Annotated in this window: 13 protein-coding genes; all 13 read left to right on the plus strand. The window is 44.7% G+C overall.

What is annotated here, in order from left to right; all coding sequences use genetic code 11:
- The first annotated feature begins 247 nt into the window (after window positions 1-247).
- The 13 genes from DCMF_RS02020 to DCMF_RS02075 all read left to right on the plus strand — a co-directional run bounded on the left by DCMF_RS02020 (window position 248) and on the right by DCMF_RS02075 (window position 16966).
- Window positions 248-1444 (plus strand): Coenzyme F420 hydrogenase/dehydrogenase, beta subunit C-terminal domain, encoded by a 1197-nt coding sequence (locus DCMF_RS02020; RefSeq protein ID WP_148132889.1) that lies wholly within the window; start codon window positions 248-250, stop codon window positions 1442-1444.
- A gap of 44 nt (window positions 1445-1488) precedes the next feature.
- Window positions 1489-3258, plus strand: a complete 1770-nt coding sequence (locus DCMF_RS02025) for a thiamine pyrophosphate-binding protein (RefSeq protein WP_148132890.1) — start codon at window positions 1489-1491, stop codon at window positions 3256-3258.
- A 228-nt stretch (window positions 3259-3486) separates the two neighbouring features.
- Window positions 3487-4926 carry a UbiD family decarboxylase gene (locus tag DCMF_RS02030; protein ID WP_148132891.1) on the plus strand — a complete coding sequence of 480 codons (1440 nt, stop codon included), beginning with the start codon at window positions 3487-3489 and terminating at the stop codon, window positions 4924-4926.
- A gap of 224 nt (window positions 4927-5150) precedes the next feature.
- Window positions 5151-6236 carry a TAXI family TRAP transporter solute-binding subunit gene (locus tag DCMF_RS02035; protein ID WP_148132892.1) on the plus strand — a complete coding sequence of 362 codons (1086 nt, stop codon included), beginning with the start codon at window positions 5151-5153 and terminating at the stop codon, window positions 6234-6236.
- Between the two features lie 216 nt (window positions 6237-6452).
- Window positions 6453-8354 (plus strand): TRAP transporter permease, encoded by a 1902-nt coding sequence (locus DCMF_RS02040; protein ID WP_148132893.1) that lies wholly within the window; start codon window positions 6453-6455, stop codon window positions 8352-8354.
- Between the two features lie 109 nt (window positions 8355-8463).
- A complete protein-coding gene (locus DCMF_RS02045) occupies window positions 8464-9648 on the plus strand; it encodes a CaiB/BaiF CoA transferase family protein (protein WP_148132894.1) in 1185 nt (394 codons plus the stop codon).
- A gap of 56 nt (window positions 9649-9704) precedes the next feature.
- Window positions 9705-10433: an SDR family oxidoreductase gene (locus DCMF_RS02050; RefSeq protein ID WP_214659034.1), complete on the plus strand. Its 729-nt coding sequence runs from the start codon at window positions 9705-9707 to the stop codon at window positions 10431-10433.
- Between the two features lie 15 nt (window positions 10434-10448).
- Complete coding sequence (locus DCMF_RS02055) at window positions 10449-11171, plus strand: enoyl-CoA hydratase/isomerase family protein (RefSeq protein WP_148132896.1); 723 nt, start codon at window positions 10449-10451, stop codon at window positions 11169-11171.
- Window positions 11172-11331: 160 nt separating this feature from the next.
- Complete coding sequence (locus tag DCMF_RS02060) at window positions 11332-11709, plus strand: Zn-ribbon domain-containing OB-fold protein (protein WP_214659035.1); 378 nt, start codon at window positions 11332-11334, stop codon at window positions 11707-11709.
- Complete coding sequence (locus tag DCMF_RS02065) at window positions 11696-12853, plus strand: thiolase family protein (protein ID WP_148132898.1); 1158 nt, start codon at window positions 11696-11698, stop codon at window positions 12851-12853. Before DCMF_RS02060 ends, DCMF_RS02065 begins: the two co-directional genes overlap by 14 nt.
- 66 nt (window positions 12854-12919) lie before the next feature.
- Window positions 12920-15745, plus strand: coding sequence for a molybdopterin-dependent oxidoreductase (locus tag DCMF_RS02070; RefSeq protein WP_148132899.1), 2826 nt, complete (start codon window positions 12920-12922; stop codon window positions 15743-15745).
- Between the two features lie 186 nt (window positions 15746-15931).
- Window positions 15932-16087, plus strand: a complete 156-nt coding sequence (locus DCMF_RS30310) for a hypothetical protein (protein ID WP_214659036.1) — start codon at window positions 15932-15934, stop codon at window positions 16085-16087.
- 306 nt (window positions 16088-16393) lie between these two features.
- A complete protein-coding gene (locus DCMF_RS02075) occupies window positions 16394-16966 on the plus strand; it encodes a UbiX family flavin prenyltransferase (RefSeq protein ID WP_148132900.1) in 573 nt (190 codons plus the stop codon).
- The last annotated feature ends 187 nt before the right edge of the window (window positions 16967-17153 follow it).

The raw sequence follows: 17153 nt of genomic DNA on the forward strand, positions 1-17153 counted from the left end.
TTATATTACAAAATAGCCTGAGCATTTTTATATCCTATCTGGTAAGGCAGCTTAACATTCGAACTGCCATTCTATTCTTTTTGACAGGTTTTAACGAGTTCTGATATGGGGGGGATGATATGGCGAATTCAGGAATTATTTGAGCGATAAAGCCAAGGATTACTTTACTTCAATTCAACCTGAGACTGAAATCTTAAAAAATGGATTTAGGCAATTTTCTTACAAAAATAACTAGTTGGAGGTAAAAATGAAGAAAGGTTTTAATGATTTAAAACAAGACATAATATCTGCCGGCCTTTGCACGACATGTGGTCAATGTGCGGGTAGTTGTCCAAAGCGGATTATCCAACTGAAACAAGTTGATGGGGAATTGGAGCCGGTTTTGGACGGTGAATGTGATTCTTGCGGACAGTGCTATCATACTTGCCCGGGCCGTTATATTCCTTATCCGGATTTAGAGCGGGTGGTCTTTGGGCGAGAGCGAAAAGAGAGTGAGCACAGGTTGGGGATCTGGATAGAGTCCTACCGGGGCCATGCCACAGATCCTGATTTGCGTGCCACAAGTTCAAGTGGAGGAGCTTCTTCCGCCCTGATTGCCTATGCTCTTGATTCCGGTGCAATTGATGGGATGGTGTTTGCCTCAGATGATCCAGACAATCCGTACCGGGCAAAAGGAACATTTACATCAAGCAGTAAAGAATACATGCAACAAAAAGTTAATTCTTATTATTCACCGGTAGCTACGAATGCGGCTTTGTGGGATGCCGTAGTAACAAATAAGCTTAACAAGGTAGGTTTAATTGGATGTGGATGTCACATTCAAGCAGTCCGAAAAATGCAGCTTTATGGTAAACCTAAGAGACTGGTTGACAGCATTGATTTAACAATCGGCCTTTTTTGCTCTTCTAATTATTATTTCATGGGTACTGAGCATTTGTTAAAAGAATTTGGAAATGTTGAACTGGAAGATGTGGCGAAGGTAAACTACCGTGGAGGTGTTTGGCCGGGCTATCTGGAAGTTAAGACGAAGGATGGAAGTACTAAAACAATCATGTCAAAACATGATTATTCTTGGCACTTCCTTTGTTCTGCCCCTTATAAAAGAGACCGCTGTATTATGTGCCCTGACTTTAGTGCAGAACTGTCGGACATCTCGATTGGAGATATCTATGTTCCTACTGAAGAAAATCCACGGTGGGCGGTTATTCTTGTTCGAACCGAAAGGGGCGCCCGATTGGTGAAAGAAGCAGTTGCAGCAGGCTATCTACATATCAAGGAGCATAGTCCGGAACTTATCCCGCAAAGTGGAGTGGGTTGGGAGGGACAGAAACATTCATCTGTATTCCGTCTAGGTCAAAGGAAAAAGTTTGGCTGGCCTGTGCCTGAATACAATATGGAAATACCGATAAACCTTGAGCGGCGGAAAGAATTGTTTTTTAAATAAAATCCAAACCTTAAAAAATTTTAAATGAAAAGGAGTGAAGATTCATGAGGACCGCGGATGCAATTGTAGATTTTTTTGTTGAAGCAGGTTTGACCCATTACTTTGGTTTCGCCGGGGGGGCATTATGGCCTATTATGGATGCCCTTGTTGATCACCCTGAGTTTGTGGGGATTCAAGGTAAAAACGAGATGATTTCATTTCACATGGCTGATGCCTACTACAGGGCAACCGGTAAGCTGGCGCCAGTCTTTGTTACCAAGGGGCCAGGCGCGATAAACCTTCCTGAGGCTGTATGCAATGCGATGAATGATTCTTCGGCAGTTATGGCTATCTGTGCCGCAGGGCCGACCCATTTCGTTGATAAAGGCGGTTTTGAAGAAGTCTATTTTAATCAGGCTGAGGATATGATTTCCGTGTTTCGGCCGTTGGTGAAACGGGCTTGGCAAGTAACCCGCCCGGAAGATACTGTCGACGTTTTGCAAAAAGCATACAAGACGGCAATCAGCGGACGTCCCGGACCGGTTTTTGTGCAAATTCCCTGGGATATTCAATTGTCTGAAGTACCTGAGCGCAGATACCATGTCCTGAAACGGCTTGTTACTTCACGGGTCCGGGCTGATGCGGAAAGTGTTGAGAAGGCGGCATGCATAGTAAAAGAAGCAAAACAACCAGTGGTCGTCGCCGGCGGGGGCGTCATGTTGTCCTGGGCGACAGATGAACTGCGCGGTTTTGCGGAAAGATTTAGAGTTCCCGTTGTGACCTCCTATACTGCTAAAGGTGCGCTTCCTGAAGATCATGAATTAGCACTGGGCCCTGTGGGAAGGTCAGGATGGGATTGTGCCGCACAGGCTGTACGTAAATCAGATGTAGTCATTGCCATAGGTGTCAGGTTTAACGACAATCACACCGCTAACTGGCGGGATAGCATGATCTACGATTCAACAAAAACTAAAATTATTCATGTTGACATAGATCAGGAGGAAATAGGAAGAAATTACCCCTGCGAATTAGGAATCGTAAGCGATGCCCAGACATTTATCAAAGACCTGGAGGAAAACCTGCAAAATAAAGGTATCGACTCTCTCGGGAGCGATGAATGGATAGGGGAAATTACCGGTTTCAAAAAGGACTGGGAAGCAAGGGTAGTAGCAGACTTTGCAAGTGCGAAAGAGGATCTGATCCATCCGGGTCAGTTGGTGTACGAAGTTAAAGAAGCTATGCCAAAAGATGCCTTTCTTTTTGTAGATGTCGGCGACATCATGCAATATGCGGAGGCTTATGCCAAAATGTATCAGCCACGAACATGGTTTGCCAACCCAGGAATGGCCACGATGGGGTGGGCTAGTGGAGCTATGCTGGGTGCGAAAATAGCATATCCGGATAAGGCTGCGGTAACCCTTGTGGGGGATGGCGCTTTTAATATGGTGCCGAATGTGCTTGCGACTGCAGTCGAATATGATATCCCTGCGGTTTGGGTTATTCTCAATAATGGCTATCTAAACATTGAACGCAAGGCAGAAATCGCCATGTTTAAGAGAATTCATCCCTGGGTACAATTCCGCAGAAAGTCAACAGGAGAACCTTATAATCCTGATTTTGTGGCGCTTGCCAAGGCGTACGGAGCAATGGGAGAGAAAGTGGAAGACATCAAAGAGGTTGGAACGGCGGTGAAAAGAGCATTGGCGAGCAATCAGCCTTATGTGATCGAAGCAAAGGTGGACCCCAATGTGACAAGTTTCTTTACCAAAGGCATAGACCGCGCATATCCCAGTTCATGGCATGATCGATATCCCTTCCAAAAACCTGCAAAATAAGGTCCGGTAATAAGGATCGATTTTCGGTTTCGTCAATAAAAGCGCAGAAAACGAGTGGAGCGATGAAGGCAGGAGGGCGGGGAGCAAGGCCTTGTAATTTCGGCAAGGTCGGTGGTCCGGAGTTAGAAGAATGAGGGCCGGTCCTTATTCATAAGGTTGGGCAACCCGCCGGTAAAAATATGAATGCCGATAGATGATATTATTTAAAGGGAGGTCGGGTGACGGTCAATGTTTGTTAAATATAATAATTTGCGTGAATGGCTGAAACTGGTTGATGATATCAACGAACTGAAAACCCTTGAGAATGCGAATATAGAAGAAGACGCCGGGGCGATTGGGGAAATGCTAGCCAGAAGTAACGATGCCCCAGCGGTGATTATGGATAATATTCCAGGCTACCCCAAAGGAAACCGTATATTGATAAATAATCAGGGTACCAGGCGGAGGGTAGCACTGACATTTGGCTTCGATACGGATATTAGTGATTCTGAACTTGTAGAGGCCTTGGCTACCAAAAGGCTCAATAACAAGATCATCCCGGCTGTCACAGTTAAGGACGGCCCGGTGATGGAAAACGTACTAAAAGGTGACGAAGTTGATTTGAACTTGTTTCCTTCCCCTATTTGGCATAAAGAAGATAGTAAAGGGTACATCGGTACCGGTTGTTACCTCGTAACCCGGGATCCTGATGAGAATTGGGTTAATTTGGGAACCTATCGCGTAGAGACACAGGGTAAAAACCAAGTTGGGTTTTATGTAGCACCCGGCCATCATGGTTGGATCCATCGGGAAAAGTATTTTAAAAAGAACGAACCCTGCCCGGTGGCAATTGTGTTGGGTGGGGATCCCCTGCTCATGGTTGCCGGGTGTACAGAAGTCCCGTGGGGAGTTTCGGAGTATGACTGGGCGGGCGGGGTTAGAGGCGCTGCTTATGAACTGATTATCGATCCCATTACGGGGCTTCCCATTCCTGCTGAAGCAGAAATTGTGCTTGTAGGCTTTGCTGATCCTGAAAAAAGACAACTTGAAGGACCTTTCGGGGAATGGACGGGATATTACGCATCAAAGAGCCGGGTAGAACCTTTCATAAAAATAGAGGCGGTTTATTACAGGAATAACCCCATCATTATTGGTTCGCCTCCGAACAAGCCCGATGAAGCTGATAAATGGAGGCAGTATACAAAATCCGCCATACTTTTAAATGACTTAAAGAATGCCAGCGTACCCGGCGTAAAAGCAACCTGGTGCTATGCCGTGGGAGGTTGCAGGCTTTTAATAGCTGTTGCGATTGAGCAAAGATATGCAGGGCATGCGATGCAAACAGCTCTTTTAGCATCCCAACTGCCGGCCGGTGCCTATTTGGGCAGGATTGTTGTAGTAACAGATGACGATATTGATATCAGCAACATGGAAGAATTAATGTGGGCAATTTTAACAAGGTATGACCCTGCAAAAGACACAAATATTCTCACTAATTGCTGGAGTGGTCCTTTAGACCCCCTGATCCCCCCAGAAAAGAAAGCTAAAGGCGAATATTTCAATTCTCGTCTCATTATCGATGCAACGAAGCCCTGGCACTGGCGTCATGAATTTCCTAAATCGATCATTCCTGATAAAGAATATCGAAAGAAAACGCTTGAAAAATGGGGGTTTTTATTAAACAAATAAGGTTTTATGGTAAAAATACTTAATCAACATGTCAATGTTCATACATAAAAGAAAGTTTAATCTGCCGGCGGTGCCGGTAAATAGCTCCTATTAGTCATCTTTCCTCTGCAACTTCTCTGAGTCCGAATTTCAAAAAATATTTGAGCCCTGAATTTTGAGCTGCAGTGATAACCAAAAAGTAGGTGTGGAAAATCAGTCCACAAATTTCGGGGGAGGAGTTAAGTATGAATTTATTTAGATTAAAGTCAATTACTAAAGTCTTATGTTTATTATTGATATCGGGGCTTTTTATGGTTGTTATGGTTGGTTGTCAAGGGTCTACCACGTCTTCTGAAGGAGGCAGCACCGAAGGAGATCAAGCATCTACAGCGCCTTCCGAAGGAGATAAAACCGATGCCATTTCAATAGGAACCGGATCTATCGGAAGTGTTTTTTATGTTTTGTGCGTAGGAATGGCAGACCTAATCACAAAAGAAGCAAACATAAGTGCAAATGCAGAGCCGATGGCGGGTTCTGATGCTACTGTCCGGGCTGTAGCTGACAGGGTTGTTGAATTTGGCATGGTTAACGCCTCCAGTGGAGTAAGTGCCTACTTGGGTGAAAACCAATTTAAAGAAGAAGGCAGGAAACCGTTAAGATTAGTTGCAGTAGGCCATCAAAGTTTAAGACAGCTTGTTGTAAGAAAAGACCGGAATATTAATACTCCGGAAGATTTAGTAAGTAAAAATATTGCCGGACGCCGCAGGGCCCTTCAGGATGTGGAATTAGTTTTTAACGCGATTCTAGAAGCATACGGAATACCTAAAGAACAAGTTAATAATGTGGAGCTAGGAGATACAGAAGAAACAGAGGCCGTGGCGATAGGCACTGTTGACGGCGCTATTGCAGCTGCAGGTATTAGGGCGTCTGACTTAATTGAGTTGTCGGAAGGTACGGATGTCAAATTTATTTCCATACCGGAGGATAAATTATCATTAATACTTGACAAACTTGGCCCGGCATTTATTAAAGGAACGATTCCGGCTAATTCCTATCGTGGCCAAACGGAAGACGTTTCTGTACCCGCGATACCTGTTTTACTGCTTGTGAATCCTGATGTCCCGGAAGAAACAGTCTATCAAGTAGCCAAAACGATATTTGGAAACCCTGACAAAATTACCGCTCTCCATGCCGAGGGAGATAAATGGACTTTAGAAAATACTTTGAAAAATTTTCCGATACCTTTTCATTCAGGTGCCATCAAATACTTTAAGGAAATAAACGCTTGGAATGATGAACTTGAAAATCGTCAAAATCAATTAAGCCAATAGTTGATCCTTGTTTATCTTTGCCGTTCTGGTGATGCAGTGTATGTACTTGCGGGTGTTGCTGGCCCTCGATTGATGAAGGCCAACAACATCCGTTCCATGCGCCCTTTTCGCTGCAATTCCGTCCATCTATTGCATCAGACTCAGTTTTTTCCATTCCCTGCCACGAACCTTGAGCTTGAGGGAGCTCGGTAAATTGGAAATGTGGAGGTTAAGAAAATGGCTGAAGAAAAAAACATGGTACAAAAAATATTACTTTTTATAGCGGGCTTAACTTCACTTTATCAACTTGTTGTTGCCAGTAGAGTTTTGACACATTTTAATATTTTCTTACCTGAAGTACAACATAAAGCTATTTCTTTGCTGTTTGCGGTCATCCTGATCTTTGGTTTTTATGCGTTAAATGGCTCGAAAAAGAAGGGTTTTTATAACTGGTATGATTATTTCTTTGTCATCTTCGGAATCATCAGCACCGGGTTTGTCGTATTTAATTACGATGCCATCCAGGATTACACACTTTATGGATATTTAGATTTTAAAGGAATGCTGTTGACTATTTTACTCATGATAGTTTTGTTGGAGGCAGTACGACGTGTAACAGGCAAAGTAATCCCCATTCTCGTTCTTCTTTCATTTTTAATGACTTTGTATCAGAATTATTTACCGGGCATCCTGTATGGGAAAGGTTTTCCCCTGGATCGTTTAACCTTTAGCATTTACGCGGGAAACGGAGGAATCTTTGGAAAACCGCTAGGCGTTGCGGTAACGGTACTGATTACCTTTATAGCCTTTGGCCAATTATTTAGTGCCGTAGGTGGAGGAAAATGGTTTCTGGACTTTGCGGTAGGATTGACGGGCTGGATGCGCGGAGGACCTGCAAAAGCAGCCGTTGTAGCGAGCTGTCTTTTTGGCATGATTAGCGGTTCCCCTTCAGCGAATGTCGCTACCACCGGTATGTTGACGATCCCTTTAATGAAGGAAACCGGTTATCCCAGTCGTTTGGCCGGAGCGATTGAAGCTGTGGCTGCTACGGGAGGGCAATTTATGCCGCCGGTGATGGGTGCCGTAATTTTTATTATGGCTGAGTGGTTACAAATAGCTTATGCGGAAATAATCAAATATGCGATTGTTCCGGCACTTTTATATTATGTGATCCTTTTTATGTCCGTTCATTGTGAAGCAGTAAAATTAGACTTAAAACCAGTAGCGCGCTACGAAAGATCTACGTTGTTAAACATTCTGAAAAGTGGATGGACATATTTAATTACTTTGGCGGTTCTTCTCTATTATTTGCTGGTAAAAGCATATCCCCCTGAAATGGCTGCCACATATTCCATTATTGTGATGATTGCCTTGAGTTTCTTATTGCCGGACAAAGAAAAACATTTAACCATTCCAAGAATTTGGCAAGCCCTAATTAGTACTACTAAGTCCTGGTTGTTATTGGCCGCTGTTACGGCGTCGATTGGTATGCTGATTGGTTCTTTGCAATTAAGTGGCTTAGGGGTGAAGTTTTCCACATTTATCGTTAGCCTTACAGGGGGAAATTTATTGGCAACCCTGATATTAGTGGGAGTGGCTTGCTTTATCCTGGGCATGGGGCTTGATTCTATGACGTCGTATATGACTTTGGCCATTTTAATTGCACCAGCCTTAGTAAAAATAGGATTACCGCCAATAGCTGCTCACTTGTATATCATCTATTGGGCTATGTCTTCATTTATTACACCACCAGTATGTCTATCTGTTTATGTAGCATGCGGAATTAGTGGAAGTGATCTTTGGGAAACAGGCTGGGAAGCAGTGAAATTAGGTATTGGTGTTTTTATTGTCCCATTCCTATTTGTATATAATCCATATATTATGCTTCAAGGACCTACATCACATGTTATAGCTGCGGTCGGTTCAGCTTTTTTAGGTTCAATATTAATAGCGGCGGGTATCAGGGGGGCGTTCATCAGTAAAATATCAATCTGGCGCAGGGTTGTACTGATCATAGCTTCCTTAATACTGATGGGACCAACTAACGTATGGACATTTTTTGGCGGTTTAATATTAGTTTTTATATCGTTATTCAACCAATTTAGGGGACGAAAGTTAGAAGAAGGATTAAATGCTTAAAGGCTGATCTGCCCAATTGAATACTGACAAAACGCATGCCGTGTCCGCTATCGTGTTGCTCTACTTACCGATGGAAGGTTAATATCTCGTAAAAAATGAGGTGATCAGGATGATAAATGTTTTGGATGGTGTCAGAGTCCTTTGTTTTGGGATGGGGGCAGCATCTCCTCTGGCTACTGCGATACTAGGCGATTTTGGAGCCGAAGTGATAAAGATAGAACCCTTGTCTGGGGATTGGGCTAGAAAGACACCGGGCTTAGGATTAAGAGAGTTTAACCGGAATAAGAAAAGTGTAGCCATTGATATCAAAAAAGCGCGCGGAGTTGAGCTGATGAAGCAACTGATTAAAGACTCTGACGTCTTAGTGGAAAGCTTTCGTCCCGGAGTCATGTCAAGATTGGGGCTAGGATATAAAGCCGTAAAAGATGTGAATTCTCAGATTGTCTATTGTTCCGTAAGTGCCTATGGCCAAACAGGACCATGGAAGGATAAACCCGGTGTGGACGGAATCATTCAGGCTGCATCTGGCATCATGAGCGTTTTAGGAGATGAAGAAGAAAATAAGGAGCCAATAAAGGTACCTTTTCCTATTGCTGACATGACCGCAGGGTTATTAGCCGCACAGGGTTTATTATTAGCACTTATTGCTAAAGAGAAATATGGCATCGGTCAATACATTGACGTCAGCTTACTGGAATCAGCACTCGTGATTCAAAAATCATTAATAACCCGGTATTTGACTTCACGGAAGTTGCCCAAAAAGACTGGAAGCGCAGCCCCATATTCTAGTCCCAACGAGGCCTACAGGACGAAAGACGGGTATGTCATGTTAGCTGCTTATCATCCCAAACGGTGGAAATCTTTGTGCTGTGAGGTGTTAGGAAATCCGGCATTAGAAACAGATCCCCGCTTTCATTCCGAGAAAGCCAGGCTGGAAAATAAAAAAGAATTAAAAGCAATCATTGAATTAGTGCTGAAAGAGCGAACTACAGACGAATGGCTGAGAATATTTGAAGACAATGATCTATTATATTCTCCGGTTAATAATTATCATGATGTTGTTCAAATGGAACAGGTTAAAGCGAGAAATGCCGTAGAAACTCTCACACTCCAAGACGGAAGCACCATGGGAACAGTTACCATCGCGCCAAGGTTAAGTGAAACGCCAGGTAAAATCGTATCGCCTTACCCGGAACGGGCCGGACAGCATACGAGAGAAGTTTTATTTTCATTTGGTTTTGCTGAAGAAGAGATAAGAAACCTGGAAGATGAAGAAGTAATTAAGTGTAATTAATTAAAAGAGGGGAGGAAAGATCTGCTTTTAAGCGGATCAGGATTATGGGGGAAAAATTGAAAAACAAAGTGGCTATTATCACAGGAGGCGCAGGCGGTATAGGAGGTGCCATATCCGCTCTTTACGCAGCGGAAGGGGCAGTAGTTGTCGCGAATGACATAAATGCAGAAATTACGGAAAAATTTGCCACAGATCTTTCTGCTAAATTAAACTGCACCAATATCATTCCCTATGCGGCAGATGTTTGTAACCGGGAGCAAGTAAATAAAATGGTCCAGGATGTTCTAGATCAATTCGGACATATCGATATTTTGGTAAACTGTGCGGGCAGGTCGAAAGATGCCTTGCTTCATAAAATGAGTGAGAGTGACTGGGATTTTGTAATAAATTTAAATCTAAAAGGTACGTTCAATTGTGTTCAGTATGTTTATCCTTTTATGAGGCAACAAAACCAAGGAAAGATTATCAGTCTTACCTCAAGGGCACGCATGGGGACAATTGGGCAGATAAATTATTCTTCAGCGAAAGCCGGTCTGGTTGGACTTACGTGCAGTTTGGCTAAAGAGGCGGCTAGGTTTAACATTAACGTGAATTGTATTTCGCCAGGCTTTGTTTTAACGCCCAGATTAAGTCAAATGGAAGAAAAGCACCTTGAGGCCAGAGTCCAACTGAATCCCTTTGAGAGAGCAGTACAGCCAGAGGATGTAGCAAATTTAGCCTTATTCCTTGCTACAGAAGATAGCAGGAACATTACCGGACAGGTCATAAACATTGGTGCATGGTAAAAAGGGGGGAATACCTTGAACACCATTTTTGTTAGTGTTGAAAGCAGTATAGCTTTTGTAACTCTTAATCGCCCGGAAGTCTTGAACGCGATTAGTATACAACTCAAGAAAGAATTAATTGATGTCTTGGGAAGTTTAGCCATGCGGGAAGATGTTAAAGTACTGATTCTTCAAGGAAAAGGAAGGGCCTTTTGTGCCGGAGCCGATCAGAAAGAAAAAAAGGGCGTTACCTACCAGACGATGAGAGATCAAAGGCTGCAGATGCCTAGTATCTATAATATGATTGAAGATTTTCCCAGACCTGTAATAGCTTCGATTCACGGGTACGCCCTGGGAGGAGGCTTAGAATTAGCTTTAGCCTGTGATATTAGGGTAGCGGAAGAAAATGCGCTTCTTGGCCTCCCGGAGGTTTCCATAGGAGCTTTGCCTGCGGGTGGCGGTACTCAGCGGCTGACTAGGGTTATAGGAATTGCTAAGGCTAAAGAGTTAATTTATACCGGACAAAAAATTTCTGCCCAAGAGGCCTTTAATTTGGGGCTGGTTAACCATGTTGTCTCTTCTGAAAAATTGGAGGAGTTTACCAAGGAGCTGGCCCAAAAAATAGCAGCCAACCCTGTATTGTCAGTTGCTGCTGCAAAAAGGGTGATAAATATTTGTGAAAACGTAGATTTGAAAAGCGGCTGCATGTTTGAATTGGAGGCCTCCCTCACTTGTTTACAGGAGAGAATGAAACCTTGATGTTAATAATACGAATGCAAATCACTCTGTAAGTGAGCGTAATTCAATTCCTTTGGGGAAAAGGTAGAAAACAGTTTGGATCCAATTTAGTTAGAGCAAATTGTGTTATAAGATTCAATTTAGTTAAGTTCATAATTAGAAATTTTGAGAGGTGATAAAGTTGAATAGTAACATTTATGATACAGAAGCGGGTAATCTGCGGATAACCGCTGTGAAGTGTAAAAAATGCGGTGAAATATATTTCCCCAATATCACAACCTGTATGAACTGCAGAGGAACTGAAACAGAAACAGTAGATTTAAAGGGTGAAGGCAAGATTTATAGTTATACTTGGGTGCATAGAACACCGCCCGGAGTTCCAGGCCCTTATTGTCTTTGTTTAATTGATTTGTGCGAAGGAGTACGGGTATGGGCACAAGTTGAGGCTCAAGAGGGAGAAGTTAAAATTGGGCAACCAGTTAAAGTTTGCAGTATTAACGAGAAAAACGTCATGAAATTTAAGCCGGAAAAGGAGGGCGCACAGGATGGTACACTATAATGGTAAAGGAGTTTTTATTTTAGGTGTTGGTATAGCCCCATTCGGTAAACAGGAGGAAACACCCCTTGAAAATATCGGTGCCATAGCAATAAATAATGCCATTGATGATGCGCAAATAGAACCGGAACAAATACAAGCAGCTTTTTGTGCACATTCCTATGGGGGGCGCGTGGCAGGCCAAAGAGCGATGAAAGAAGCAGGAATCAGCGGCATTAAAGTGATTAATTGCGAAAATGCCTGCTCCGGGGGAGCCACAGCTTTTCACCTTGCCTACCAATCTGTTGTTAGTGGACAGAATGATTTGGTTTTGGCGATTGGCATGGATAAAATGAGCGGTGGTCTTATTACGCTTCCGGAGACTGATTACGAAGCGGCAGCGGGGAAAACTCTTCCCTCAAAATATGCCCTGAGAGCTGTACGCTACATGCATCAGTATGGAATGTCTGAGAAAGAACTTGCCCTTGTTTCATTAAAAAACAGGGGTAACGGGGTATTTAATCCTAAGGCCCACTTTCAAAAAGCTATTACCTTAGATGAAATTATGAGTGCCAAGTTAATTTCCTATCCCTTTACATTGCCTCAATGTTGCCCCAATAGTGATGGAGCAGCAGCCATTATTATAGGTAGCAAGAAGTGGCTCCCTGCCTGTAAGCACCCAGCGGTTGAGGTTTGTGCTTCGGTTGTCTGCTCGGGAAAATATCAAAATCCTGTTACCGCCAACCCGTCACCCGATGATGAAATTACTGTGCGGACAGCGACAAAGGCCTTTCAAATGGCCGGTTGTACGCCGAAAGATATTGATGTAGCAGAAGTTCACGATGCATTTACAATTGGAGAAGTTCTTGCCTACGAGAACATTGGTCTGTGTGGCAGAGGTGAAAGCAGAAACTTATTGCTGGAAGGCAGAACTCAGCTTGATGGGGATATACCGGTTAACCCCAGCGGGGGATTGATCTCAAGGGGTCACCCACTTGGCGCCACGGGCGCATGTCAACTTGCTGAAATCACATTGCAGTTACGTGAGCAGGCCGGCGCGCACCAGATCAAAAAAAGACCCAGGCTCGGCCTCACACATTGCACGGGCGGTTCTACTCCTCTAATTGGTACGGCAGCTTGTTCCATTCATATTCTTGGTACTTGCTAGAAAGAAAATACATTTGCTTAAGTACCGCAGGGTAAAAATTATGATTGAGCGGAGGAAGGGAACCAAATGCGACTGAAAAAAGTTTGGCTGAATATTAACGGTGTCGATAGAATCATGGTTTGCAACCCGGAAATCGATACGCTGGCTGATGTGCTCAGAAGAATTGGTTTGACAGGAACAAAAGTAGGATGTCATGCAGGTCAGTGTGGCGCGTGTACAGTTTTGTTGGAAGGTAAGCCCATTAGAAGCTGTGTTAAAAAGATCAAAAATGTACCTGAGTATGCAAAAATTGTCACGATTGAGGGTATCGGCACGCCCCAGCATCTTCATCCGCTCCAACAAGCATGGATCACCTATGGCGGCGTGCAATGCGGTTTCTGTACGCCGGGTTTTATCGTATCAGCCCAAGGGTTGCTTGATATCAATCCAGCGCCTACCAGAGAAGAGGTGCGGGCATGGTTCCAAAAACACCGGAATCTCTGCCGTTGTACCGGCTACAAGCCGTTAGTAGATGCGGTAATGGCGGCTGCGGAAGTACTGCGCGGGGAAAAAACCATGGATGACATTACCTTTCAACTAGGCGAAGACGGTAAGATATATGGCACTCACTACCCTAAGCCGACGGCACTGTCAAAGGTTACCGGGCTTTGTGATTTTGGCGATGATATCGGCATGAAAATGCCTGCCGGGACCTTGCATTTGGCCATTGTGCAGCCTAAAGTCTCCCATGCAAAAATTTTGAAGATTGATTTTTCTGGGGCGGAAGCAATGCCCGGCGTTGTCAAAGTTATTACCGCTAAAGACGTCAGGGGAACGAACAGAGCTACCTTTCCCCAGGAGCATCCCCGTGCGTCCTGTGACGGTAAAATCAAACCCATTATCTGCGATGAAAAGATCTTCCGTTATGGGGATGTAGTGGCTGTTGTCGCTGCGACGACCAGAGATGAAGCCCGGGCTGCCGCGGAAAAAGTGGTGGTTGAGTGGGAGGAACTCCCGGCGTATATGACGGCGCTGGAATCGTTAGCACAGGGCGCGCAGCAAATCCACGCCGAAACGTCCAATATTTTTTTAATGAACCGTGTCGTAAAGGGTGAAGATACCCGCAAAATTATTCCCGGGGCGGAATACGTGGTGGAAGGCAGTTTCCATTCTTCACGGGAACCTCATTTGGTGATTGAACCGGATACCATGCAGGCCTATTGGGATGAAGAAGGCCGGATGACGGTGCAATGCAAGAGCCAGACTATTCATGTTCATAAGAATTCGATCGCGGAAGGTATTGGCTTGTCCCCTGAAAAGATCCGCATTATTGAGAACCCTACCGGGGCAAGCTTCGGTCATGCCATGACCCCCGGAGCACCTGCCTTGATGGCGGTATGCGCCATGGCACTGGATGCTCCGGTGACTTTAACCATGTCCTATTCCGAGCACCAGGCTTTCAGCGGCAAACGGGCTCCGTCCTATACCAACGCTCGTTTGGCTTGCGATAAAGAGGGCAGGATTGTAGCCCTGGAATATGATATGGTTTTGGAGCATGGCGCTTATCCGGAGGATGCAACCAAGTTGGTTGATAAGGCCGTTCGTTTTATCGGGAATCCCTATCATGTCCCGAATATTAACGGTATCGTTAAATCTGCCTTAAGTAATCATTCCTTTGGCATTATGTACCGCGGTTTTGGTTCGCCTCAATGCTATACTTCTTCTGAAGCACTGATGGACATGATGGCGGAGAAAATCGGCATGGATCGCTTTGATTTCCGGTACCTGAACATTGCCCGGCCCGGCGATCTAACGGTCAACAGCTACCCCTATCGGGAATATCCCATGCAGGAAATGATGGACATGATGCGCCCTTTCTACAAAGAAGCGGTGGCCCAAGCCAAAGCGGAAAGCACGGCGAGCAAAAAGCGTGGGGTGGGCATTGTATGGGGCGGCTATCATGTTGGCGGCCTCCGCGACAAATGTGAGATTGAGCTGGAGCTGAATCCGGACGGCAGTATTACCCATTATAATTCATGGGAAGCGCAGGGACAGGGCGCTGATATTGGGACCCTTGCCCATACCCATGAAGCGCTGCGCCCTCTGGGGATTAGTCCCGATCAAATCAAACTGGTGCAAAATGACACCGCGATTACGCCGGTGACAGGCCCTGCGGCAGGCAGCCGCTCCCATTATATGGCCGGTAACGCTACCATTCTTGCCGCCCATCAGCTGATAGCGGCAATGCGCAAGCCGGATGGCAGCTACCGTACCTATGATGAAATGGTTGCGGAAGGGATTCCGACCAGATATAAAGGCATATCTGATACTATCGACAGTACTGTTCTGATTGATCCCGATACAGGTCACGGAAACGCTTCTCCGGAAGCCAACTATCTGTTAATGCTGATGGAAGCGGAAGTGGATTTGGAAACCTGCAAGCCAAGGGTACTGTCTGTCAAGGCTATTTCCGATATCGGCAAAGTCGGCAATATCCTGGCGGTGGAAGGGCAGGCATACGGAGGTCTCTCTCACTCCATAGGTTTTGCTCTTAGTGAGGATTACAGTGATTTGAAGCGTCATTCCACGCTGCAAGGGGCCGGTATTCCCAATATTCTGGATGTCCCTGACAAGATGGAATATATCTTCCATGAAACCCCGCGGGCAAGAGGACCGCATGGTTCCAGCGGCTGTGCGGAAGGTTACCAAAGTGTCGGTCATATGGCGGTGATTAATGCGATCTACGATGCAATTGGCGTAAGAATCTATGAATTACCGGCTACGCCCGACAAAATTAAAGCGGCTTTAGAAGCCAAGGAACGGGGAGAAGAATTAAAGCCGGAGAAATATTTCTTAGGTGCCGATTTCTATGAAACTTTGGACTATATGGAAAATAACCTGGTAAAAAAATAGGGATGGCAAACAGGCGATATTACGGGGGAAAAAGTGAATGATGGAATTTGCAACACGTATGGACAACTTTGGAGTAAGCGTTTTCTCTAAACTGGCAGAACTAAAAAATGGACTTTTGTCAAAAGGGCGGTGTTATTGATCTAAAAGAGATTACTCCGGAAATTGCCCGAAAAGCAAAGCTGATCATTGTCTCGTATCCCAACAATCCCGGTTTCCAGTGTAGCTCCCCCTTTGTTTTATCGGGATTTGGTGGAATTTGCCCAAAAGTACCAGATCATCGTGCTTCACGACAATACCTACAGCGCTATCATTTTTGAGGAAAGACTTGTGGCAGCTTTTTAGCCTATGATGGAGCAAAAGAGGTGGGGGTGGAATTTAACTAGGTTATGTCCGGATATCCTTTGTGCAAAATGGAGAAAAGATCCGTGAGGCTATTGACATTATCTGGGAGAGCGGAGTGTTATTACCATAGAGAGGGATGGAGTGTGTGAACTTGTGATTAAGGAGAAATAAGTTACATCGTGATTATAACTTAGGGCCAAGCCGGTTTACGCAGCTGTTTAAAACCGGTGGAGTGAATGATTAGGACCGTGATCGGAATTTGGGAGACTAATGATTATCTAAAATTTTATAGAGAGGTGCACCAAGGTGAGAATTGTCTTAGCTATCACGGGGGCCTCAGGGGCTGTCTACGGAACAAGAATGCTTGAGGCACTGCACGAGAGTGGAGTTGAAGTACATTTGATTATAAGCAGGTGGGGGGAAGAAACAGTTAGAATAGAAACGGGGAAATCGGTTGCGGAGCTGGAACAATTAGCATTCAAAAGATATGAAATGACCGCAATGGATGCCCCCATATCCAGTGGTTCTTTCCAGACGGACGGTACGATGATTGCTCCGTGCAGCATGAAAACCTTGTCCGCTATTGCTCATGGTTATTTAGATAGCCTTATTGTTCGTGCAGCGGATGTGGCTTTAAAAGAAAGACGTAAACTTATTCTCATGCCAAGGGAGAGTCCCTTGCATGTGATTCACCTCGAAAATATGATTAAAGTGGCACAAGCAGGAGCCATCGTGATGCCGCCAATGCCGGCTTTCTATAATAATCCTCAATCCTTATCGGATATTATTGACCATCAGGTAGGTCGGGCTCTGGATATTTTCGGTATTCGTAATTGCCTGTTAAAACGCTGGGGTGAGAAAGAGGAACTGCACCCATGAACTCTAAAGGGAAAAAAATATCTGGTTTCGTTTCTGCGGGTTGATGCCCAACGGGTTGTTCGAGGGGCAATCGCAAACCATGTACGGACAATCGGTTTTGTAAAAATTTCTCTATCCCAACATGGATGTCGTATGTTACCTTGTAGGTATTCACCATGTGTTTTTCTTCATTCGTTTTTATGCTTAC

This window comes from Candidatus Formimonas warabiya, from assembly GCF_002777255.1.
Taxonomy (GTDB): domain Bacteria; phylum Bacillota; class Dehalobacteriia; order Dehalobacteriales; family Dehalobacteriaceae; genus Formimonas; species Formimonas warabiya.

Coding starts and splice junctions, on each gene's coding strand:
- DCMF_RS02020 (WP_148132889.1), top strand. CDS start 248: ATGAAGAAAGGTTTTAATGATTTAAAACAAGACATAATATCTGCCGGC.
- DCMF_RS02025 (WP_148132890.1), top strand. CDS start 1,489: ATGAGGACCGCGGATGCAATTGTAGATTTTTTTGTTGAAGCAGGTTTG.
- DCMF_RS02030 (WP_148132891.1), top strand. CDS start 3,487: ATGTTTGTTAAATATAATAATTTGCGTGAATGGCTGAAACTGGTTGAT.
- DCMF_RS02035 (WP_148132892.1), top strand. CDS start 5,151: ATGAATTTATTTAGATTAAAGTCAATTACTAAAGTCTTATGTTTATTA.
- DCMF_RS02040 (WP_148132893.1), top strand. CDS start 6,453: ATGGCTGAAGAAAAAAACATGGTACAAAAAATATTACTTTTTATAGCG.
- DCMF_RS02045 (WP_148132894.1), top strand. CDS start 8,464: ATGATAAATGTTTTGGATGGTGTCAGAGTCCTTTGTTTTGGGATGGGG.
- DCMF_RS02065 (WP_148132898.1), top strand. CDS start 11,696: ATGGTACACTATAATGGTAAAGGAGTTTTTATTTTAGGTGTTGGTATA.
- DCMF_RS02070 (WP_148132899.1), top strand. CDS start 12,920: ATGCGACTGAAAAAAGTTTGGCTGAATATTAACGGTGTCGATAGAATC.